Origin of the sequence: Sediminitomix flava (assembly GCF_003149185.1) — a bacterium.
Classification (GTDB): Bacteria; Bacteroidota; Bacteroidia; order Cytophagales; family Flammeovirgaceae; genus Sediminitomix; species Sediminitomix flava.
On the sequence record NZ_QGDO01000015.1, the window covers coordinates 1 to 8,241 of the forward strand.

The 8,241-nt window shown below is 32.7% G+C and carries 10 protein-coding genes; all 10 read right to left on the reverse strand.

The genetic code is table 11. The features are described 5' to 3' along the window. Window positions 1-163 precede the first annotated feature (163 nt). Complete coding sequence (locus BC781_RS25025) at window positions 164-568, reverse strand: DMP19 family protein (RefSeq protein WP_109623241.1); 405 nt, start codon at window positions 566-568, stop codon at window positions 164-166. A gap of 686 nt (window positions 569-1,254) precedes the next feature. Then, window positions 1,255-1,698, reverse strand: a complete 444-nt coding sequence (locus BC781_RS25030) for an NADAR family protein (protein WP_109623243.1) — start codon at window positions 1,696-1,698, stop codon at window positions 1,255-1,257. 79 nt (window positions 1,699-1,777) lie between these two features. Further along, window positions 1,778-2,284 carry a hypothetical protein gene (locus tag BC781_RS25700; protein WP_211323982.1) on the reverse strand — a complete coding sequence of 169 codons (507 nt, stop codon included), beginning with the start codon at window positions 2,282-2,284 and terminating at the stop codon, window positions 1,778-1,780. Between the two features lie 150 nt (window positions 2,285-2,434). Further along, window positions 2,435-2,920, reverse strand: coding sequence for a hypothetical protein (locus BC781_RS25040; RefSeq protein ID WP_109623245.1), 486 nt, complete (start codon window positions 2,918-2,920; stop codon window positions 2,435-2,437). A 1,248-nt stretch (window positions 2,921-4,168) separates the two neighbouring features. Beyond that, window positions 4,169-4,708, reverse strand: coding sequence for a hypothetical protein (locus tag BC781_RS25050; RefSeq protein ID WP_146201784.1), 540 nt, complete (start codon window positions 4,706-4,708; stop codon window positions 4,169-4,171). Window positions 4,709-4,761: 53 nt separating this feature from the next. After that, entirely contained in the window at window positions 4,762-5,313 is a 552-nt protein-coding gene (locus tag BC781_RS25055) for a hypothetical protein (RefSeq protein ID WP_109623252.1), read from the reverse strand. Between the two features lie 130 nt (window positions 5,314-5,443). Next, window positions 5,444-5,827: an NTF2 fold immunity protein gene (locus tag BC781_RS25060; RefSeq protein ID WP_109623254.1), complete on the reverse strand. Its 384-nt coding sequence runs from the start codon at window positions 5,825-5,827 to the stop codon at window positions 5,444-5,446. A gap of 104 nt (window positions 5,828-5,931) precedes the next feature. After that, window positions 5,932-6,531, reverse strand: a complete 600-nt coding sequence (locus tag BC781_RS25065; protein WP_109623256.1) for a hypothetical protein — start codon at window positions 6,529-6,531, stop codon at window positions 5,932-5,934. 105 nt (window positions 6,532-6,636) lie between these two features. Continuing rightward, window positions 6,637-7,131: a hypothetical protein gene (locus BC781_RS25070; protein WP_146201785.1), complete on the reverse strand. Its 495-nt coding sequence runs from the start codon at window positions 7,129-7,131 to the stop codon at window positions 6,637-6,639. A gap of 104 nt (window positions 7,132-7,235) precedes the next feature. After that, a complete protein-coding gene (locus BC781_RS25075) occupies window positions 7,236-7,988 on the reverse strand; it encodes an abortive infection system antitoxin AbiGi family protein (RefSeq protein ID WP_109623259.1) in 753 nt (250 codons plus the stop codon). Between the last annotated feature and the right edge of the window lie 253 nt (window positions 7,989-8,241).

Here is an 8,241-nt window from a genome sequence, read left to right on the forward strand (position 1 = left end):
AATATCATATTCTAACTGTTTGCTAGAATCTAAAAAATCTTTAAGACTTGGTTCTAATACCATTTTTATTTGAGATTTCTAATTATACACAACGAATCGGGCATGGTATCGCAGCCAGATTGCATCGCAGATGGCTGTGGAATATGCCCCTTGTTGTGGTGATTTATTTTATAGAACGATTAATGTGAATCAAAAGAACTTCTTCTAACTCGCCACTTTTATCCCAAAAATCTTCTTCTAGTTGATCTGTTAAAGAATCGTATTTATCATCCCATTCTCCCATCAAGTCATTTCTTTCATCTATATCTTTAGGAGGAATCCCATCTGGGAACAGTGAATTAAATTTTCTAATTAAATCTGCTATTCCAGTACACCCTAAAAATTCTAAATCTTCTAATGTTTCAATATTATGTTCTGCTCCATAATTCACATAATGGTCTATAAGACCATCTGTTATTAAAGGTTCTACATTATACCAAATACGTTCAGCTTTTGTTAATTGGGAATAATCAGAATATCCTTTCGTAAGAATTTCCTCCCATTTCGGTTGTAAATCTTCTCGTGTCATAATTATCACTTTTCACCACAACGACTCGGGCATGGTGTCGCAGGTAGGTTGCGTCGCATACCGACCTGTGCAATATGCCCCTTGTTACCGCTATTTTTTACTTATTTTTCAATTATACAGAATGTTTAAAACTTTTGATTATCAACGCCCTGCAAAACATTTTTCTTTTTTACGATCTGTTTTTCATTTCAAAACGTTCCGATTTTTAAAGTCAATTTTCTCTTTTACAACTCTTTTTGAGCGTGAAATCTAATCGAAAATTCATTTTACAGAATCTGATAAAATCTAAAGTTTGAAAAGATTAAATCGAACTACAAATTGGTTGGCTATCTGATAAAAAATCCCACTACAATAAAATTTATCTGCGAAAAGATAAAGTCCAATAATCAAATCGAAATCCGCTAAAATCTAGACGAAATGTTCGATTGAAAAATCCAAGAATCTAGAAAATTACACAGAAAGATCAAGTCGAACTTATATTTCAAAATCCTGCCTAACTTTATCAAAAAGCACTGATCTTATTTGATTTAGAGAAATAGTTCTCACTAAAAATCTTATCGAATTTGAACTTTTTTAATTTGCTTAGCGGTAACGTATCGGGCATGGTGTCGCAGGCGGGTTGCGTCGCACCCGACCTGTGCAATATGCCCCTTGTTAGCGATTTTTTCTAGTTTATTTTGAAGAGATTAATTCTTAAGTTTTTCTCTAACTTTCATAAGAATTTTACCTAATCGATTTTTTCCCTTTCCATCTCCTCCGTCTCCCCAATAATCGTCATTTTCGGTATGTTCTATTAGAATTGAATCTTCTGTACTTAATAATAATTCTTTTAGTTCAGTATATTGAGTAAACTTGGTTAGAACAACATCATACATTACGTTATCCTTTATCTTATCCCAGTTTTTCTTAATTCTAACTTTTCTTGAACGACCTAATTCTGCCGCTTTCATTGGTGAAGCACTCTTCCTAATTTTCTCTTGGTAAGTTTTATCTTCAAATTTCTGAGCTTGAAAATAATGTTCACTTGTTGACCAAACTTTACCATTTATCTTAATTGGATATAATGCAAAATTGGAGAATTCACCCCATTTGGCTTTCTCGCTATAAAATTTTATTTCGTCTCTTTGCATTGCTTATTATCGCTAACGACTTGGGCATGGTATCGCAGGCAGGTTGCGTCGCATAGCTGCCTGTGGAATATGCCCCTTGTTATCTTCTTTTTTTCTGTTCTTTAAACCATTCAAGTTGACTCTCTATTCTTTCAAGAATTTCTTTGTCGGAGTCTCCATGAATATCTCTAATTCTAAAATTTTCCTCTGAAGGGTCTGCTTTATTCACAAATTCATTTATGCCCAAATTGAATAATGCTTGACCAAACCTTAGACTATAATGTTTGGATAAGTAATCTGATATTAAATCTAAAATCTGCTGATGTTCTTTTCTAGGATTTGATTTTTCCCATTCATCATAAAATTCTGATTTATCAATTTCAAAATTCTTGAACTCATCTAATTCTAATGCTTGATCTCCAAGACCTCCATATCCATCAAACCTCCTTTCTGAATCATATTTTAATCTATTGCCATTTTCATACAGTTCAATTTGTTTGATAGAATAACCATCAGTTCCTACTTCGAAGTACCAAATAGAAGTTCCCCACGAATCAAATTCATCTCCTCTGGTTTCATCCCATTTCCTTTTGAAATATCTATTCATCTAAAGAATTTATAACCATTATAGGTCAGTATATAAACTCACCTTATTTACTCAACATATTGAAGATAACGACTCGGGCATGGTGTCGCAGGCGGATTGCGTCGCAGAACGCCTGTGCAATATGCCCCTTGTTGTACTTCGTTTTATTTATTATTCATATCCAATCCATTCTTTAGTTTTAGAACTATATTCTTCTCTGTGCCAACCATCAATACTATATGATAGTATAAAAGATTGTCCTAAAGAATCTCGAATATATTGTATTTCATCGTGGTCAATATGAAAATCAGTGATGGAATGTGGATAACAACCTTCTTTATTTTTGACCTCGTCTAAATGAGAAATTAAAGCTTTACATTTTTTTCGCTTATTGCCCCAATCGTTTTTTCGCATTGGTAATGAAATAATAAAAGCTAAAGTCAACATCAATAAAACATTAGCTGGTATTTTAAAATTACGCTTTTTATAAATCAGATCTATTATACCAACAATTACAGTAATTATAAACAAACTTATCCATATGAAACCAATCGAAATCGTAAAAAATATTTCTGCTTTTGACATTAAAATACCTAAGAAAAATGCCAGCAAAAGTATGATTACAATACTAATTATTTTAGTTTTTAATGAATTCATCTACTCATTTTTTTGCGAATGAAGTACAACGACTCGGGCATGGTGTCGCAGGCAGATTGCGTCGCAGATGCCTGTGAACTATGCCCCTTGTTGTAGCCAGTTTTTTACTTTATTTTTTAGCTCATTTGCAGAATATTTTCACTTTAAAACTCTGCTAAGATTTTATTTATTTTACGCTAACAAATTCATTTTCAAACAATCTGAATTTGCAGACATTTTTTAGGATCTAACTTATCCCAAAATGTAGAGATCAAATCCGTTGTAAAAAATCCTAAGTTGTGACTCAAAAAGATTAAATCCAACTACGCTAATCGAAGATTTATAGACAATCAGAAATTTTCAAGAAAACATGTCGAGCTAACAAATCCGATTAGAAAAGTAGTAAGATTAAGTCCACTTATATTTGAGGGAATTTGTAGAAAATCTAATATTAAAAATCCGTTTGTAGTCCAAAAATAAACGAAAATCGAATTATTTGATTATCCAAAAAACTGCTTTTAGAGCTTAATAAATCATTATTTATCACCCATTTGCAGAAACTTAAAGATTTACAATTTTCTTCGTTTTAGTTTCATGTTTGGTTAATTGGCTACAACGATACGGGCATAGTGTCGCAGACGGGTTGCGTCGCATACCGACTGTGCAATATGCCCCTTGTTATGGTCTTTTTTTAGTTATTGTACCATAAGTTTTTTCTCCAATTCTTCACCGGATCTAAAAGACTTAAGATATTCCAGTCCTCATCAAAAAGTTCTAATCCTTTGATTAAAGGAGAATTAAAAATATCAATTCTTTTATCCGAAGATAAATTGAAATAGCTTGAGTTCCCTTATGTAGCGATGAGGGATGGTCTCTATGTTTGAAGTAATTAGCTAAACCTATTATTAGTTCTATTTCAGTCCTATTTGTCTCTTTAAAAAAAGATTTCTTTTATAAAAAACAGATTGATTTTCATTAGTTTCATATCGGTCATATATACTACCATTAATATAGTTTTGAAGACAGACAAATGATACACCTATTATAGGTTCAATTACTTCAATAGTTGAAGTGATATCAATGAGATTAGTTCTGTATTCTATTATTGAATTATGAAGAGCATTTAAAGTCAATTCAAGTGACTCTATCCTAAAATCAACCTCCTTCCAATGCATAATTTTTACTTGACCATAACGACTCGGGCATGGTGTCGCAGACGGATTGCGTCGCATGAAGACTGTGAACTATGCCCCTTGTTGGCAAACGTTTTTATTTATATTCAATTGGAATAAGGCTAGGGTAACTACAATAATCATATCTCAAAATCTTATAATTAACCCAAATTTTTTCTTTTGAATCACTCCAACTATATGGTAATGAAACTAGTATTCCAGAACCTTTATTTTTAGCTGTAAAATAAAATAAAGAATCCAATTTGTCTTGATCTAAATCTGTTTCTAAAATTTCTATATCTAGATACTTCGTTGAAAAAGAATAAGTACTATAATCTAGCCTTGAGTATATAAAAGGGTCTTTTTTAAAAGTTTGAGGTACTTGAATATCATCTTCTGAAAGTATCTCTTCTTCCTCTATTATTTTTACAGGATGTTGATAAATCCAATTTATTGTATCAAAAGTAGAATTAGCCTTGACCAAACTATCTACAAATTCATTAAACTTATCTTCATCTTTTAGATCTATTTGGATGGTTCTTCTAAATTTTTGATCTGAACACGATAATAAACAAACCAAAAAAATATCGCTAATAACTTCATCATGTTTGCCAACGACTCGGGCATGGTGGCGCAAGCGGATTGCGTCGCAGTACGCTTGTGCAATATGCCCCTTGTTGGCGTGCGTTTTTATTTTTCACTTACTTTTCTAAAATTACTTTTAGCTAAATCTTGAATCATTTTTGTTGCTTCAATATCTGATTCAGCTCCATAAAATTCTTTACCCGATTTTACTAAATCAATCAATTCGCCTTCTGAGAAATAATATCGTCGATCAGAGGTCTTCTTTAGACTATATTTTTCATTTACGCTCATCTCAATTTCAACTGTATCAGCCATATGATAGACAAAATTGAATACTTCTTCAGTTTGATAAGCAAAGAAAAGCCTTGAGTCCCAATAATAGTATTCAGTTTGAATTACTCCATATGATAATCCAACCCATTCCATAATTTTATAGATACTATCATTTTTAATATACGCAGTCAAAGTTCCTCCTCCGTCAGTCATCTGTTCCAAGAACTCTTCATTTTCTAATTGAATAGTCTCAAAATCATTAATACTAACGATATAATTAAACTTTTGTCTTATATTTTTTTTTAGGATATCATTCTGTTGAGAGAATCCTAATGAGCGTATTCCAAAAGTTAAAAAAGTAATAATACAAATCTGTCTAATCATATTCTGAGTCTTACTCTAAGGTATGCATGCCAACGACTCGGGCATGATATCGCAGGCAGGTTGCGTCGCAAGTGCCTGTGGAATATGCCCCTTGTTGGCGTTTGTTTTTACTCCTTTATTAATTACATATTCACTTCCTATGCGTTAATCTCACGATTTCGCAAGTTTTATCACATATAATAATCAAAAATGTTCCTCCACGTTTTTGTTTCGGAATAGTGCCCTTTATTATCCAATATCCATCCAATTGAAATGCATCATATGGTCTTTGATCTTGAATCTGATTAACGCCATAAACTTTCATTAGAATCATTTCAGCGAAAGAGATAGCTATCTCTTCTGTGTCCAGAATCGATTCAAGTCCTATAAAATTATGCTGTTTTTTGTCATCTAATGCATTTTGTAAATAAACACTAGCTTGACTTTCAGTCATTCTATATCGATCTAAATCTTGTGCAATTGTATCGAATGAAATAAAGAAAAAGAACGTAATGAAAAGGATTCTATTTAGCATATATTATTCTAATGAACGCCAACGGCTCAGGCATGGTGTCGCAGGCGGATTGCGTCGCAGTACGGCTGTGAACTATGCCCCTTGTTGTAGGCAGTATTTATTCTTTAATCTGTATCTGTTATGTCAATTATAGTAACAGTATAATTCCTTTTATCAAAAAGCATGGTCGAATAGTCCCAAGCTATGCCGTAAAACCATTCAGAATTCTTAATTGCAAAGTCGAACAATAGGACTTCTTCAAATCGGTTGTCAAATTCACTGCTAATAAAGTTTGTTACTACTTTCCGAGCTTCTTTTTGATTGATTTTCTTATAGGCTCCACCTTGTCCTAGAATTCTAGCAAGTCGACCTGGTAAATCGTACATATCAGTCCAACTTTTCTTTACTTGAACTTCAGGTTTTAATTTGATTTCCAGGTTGTTTCTGTAATCGCTTAGGTCTTTATGTCGCAAAGCCTTTTTAACAAAATCAATCTCGTCAAGACGATTTCTGGAAGCAAACCAATGAAAATGGTCATTTCTGCTCACTTTATATCTATGAAGTTGAATTCCACCATTTACATGAGTTTCAATGATTTTTTCAGATAGAACATCAGTCGCGGTTGACCAATTTTCAATTCTTTCAAATTTCATTTTAGTCCAAAGTCCGACAAGCTGAATTTGACTAGGTCGCTCTTGTTCCCAATTTATTTCTAATTCGTCCATGTTTGTCGTTCTTCAAATTACCTGCAACGAATCGGGCATAGTATCGCACTTAGGTCGTGTTGATGGTAAGTGCGGTGTGAACTATGCCCCTTGTTGGCAATAGTTTTAGTATAATTTCTTAAAATCAGTTAGACCTATTTGATAGATCATGTAAGGCCACATTTCTGTTCCTTTCGCTCCCGAGAAACTTCCGACATTAGAAGTTTCTTGAAATTCGCCATTTTCTTCAAGTTGAATATCTGAATCATATGACAATGAGTATTTTGTCCTATTCTTCATTAACAATACAACTTGCATATTTTCTTCTCTCTCTTTTTCCGTTTCTCCATCTGTCGATAGGCAAAAGTAAAATTCAATAGTTCCATTCTTTCCTGTCGAATCAAATAGTGAATCATTTTCATATGTATTCACAACTTCTTGATATGGTTCATACTCAATTATAGAATATTGAAATCTTATTGAGTCAATTGGATGTAATTCTATTGTAAATTTACTTCCTATCGGAAATTTAAATCCATCCGCAGGCTCTGTTGGTAATTCTTGTGAGAAGCTTATTAGGCATAAAGTCATTAATTGGAGAGTTAAAAAAGTTTTCTTCATACTTTGATCTAGTTTAATTTATTATTGCCAACGACATGGGCATGGTCTCGCTGGCAGGTTGCGTCGCACCTGCCAGTGAACTATGCCCCTTGTTAGCAGTATTTTTAAAAATCATTATGGATTAAATCATCACTAATAATTAGTAATTTACCCGATAATATTGCCTTTATTACCTCTCTTTCGCCAAATCGCTTATTAAGAACATTGAGAACTTTATTACGCTGATGTTCTTTCTTGATCATAATATATCGTAAGTCAGATATATCATCTATTGTCAATGCAAATTGAGGCAAATGGGGCTTCTCACCGTACGATTTATCTTTTAAGCTTTGGAATTCTACATCAGAACGAGATATAATTCTTTTATGTTTTGAATCTGATATATTCGGTATATACCTCCATTCTCGTTCTTGGTAAGTAATTATTTCTTTCTTTTTATAAGTCGTTTTCCAATTTTTAAAGTATGAGATCATTGGCGTCTCAATTTCATTTTGATAATAAGTTTGACGTTCAAAAGGGGTGTTATCATGAACATATACAACAGGTGTTATCGAATTTTTTAAAGCCCACTCAAGACTCATACCTATTCCATGTTTGCCGTACCTCATAAACAAGTCTACATCCCTTAAAGGTATATTGCAAAAACTAACCATAGGAATATAAAACTCTTGACCCAAAAAGTTTTCTTCACAATAAGATGGTGCAAATCCATTATTTAGGATTTTTAGAATTACTTCAAATTTATTCGAATAATGGAAAATATGATTGATTCTTTTCTGTTTAAAAAAAGGTCCTTCAATCTTCGATAAATATTCATCTTTAAACTTCCTTTTAATTTCTTCTCTGCTAATGCTCATTTCTTAACTGAATATTTTTCATTACTGCTAACGTATCGGGCATGGTATCGCAGCCAGATTGCATCGCATATGGCTGTGGAATATGCCCCTTGTTACCCAACGTTTTTTATTTTGTTCTTAATCTTTAAAGACCATTCTAAATCAGATGGATCTATAATAATCACATTGAAATTAAACCTTTCTGATTCGATTTCAACACCTTTTAAATCATCAATATGCAAATCAAACCCAAATAAACTTGGACATTTTGACG

Coding starts and splice junctions, on each gene's coding strand:
- BC781_RS25025 (WP_109623241.1), bottom strand. CDS start 568: ATGACACGAGAAGATTTACAACCGAAATGGGAGGAAATTCTTACGAAA.
- BC781_RS25030 (WP_109623243.1), bottom strand. CDS start 1,698: ATGCAAAGAGACGAAATAAAATTTTATAGCGAGAAAGCCAAATGGGGT.
- BC781_RS25700 (WP_211323982.1), bottom strand. CDS start 2,284: ATGAATAGATATTTCAAAAGGAAATGGGATGAAACCAGAGGAGATGAA.
- BC781_RS25040 (WP_109623245.1), bottom strand. CDS start 2,920: ATGAATTCATTAAAAACTAAAATAATTAGTATTGTAATCATACTTTTG.
- BC781_RS25055 (WP_109623252.1), bottom strand. CDS start 5,313: ATGATTAGACAGATTTGTATTATTACTTTTTTAACTTTTGGAATACGC.
- BC781_RS25060 (WP_109623254.1), bottom strand. CDS start 5,827: ATGCTAAATAGAATCCTTTTCATTACGTTCTTTTTCTTTATTTCATTC.
- BC781_RS25065 (WP_109623256.1), bottom strand. CDS start 6,531: ATGGACGAATTAGAAATAAATTGGGAACAAGAGCGACCTAGTCAAATT.
- BC781_RS25070 (WP_146201785.1), bottom strand. CDS start 7,131: ATGAAGAAAACTTTTTTAACTCTCCAATTAATGACTTTATGCCTAATA.
- BC781_RS25075 (WP_109623259.1), bottom strand. CDS start 7,988: ATGAGCATTAGCAGAGAAGAAATTAAAAGGAAGTTTAAAGATGAATAT.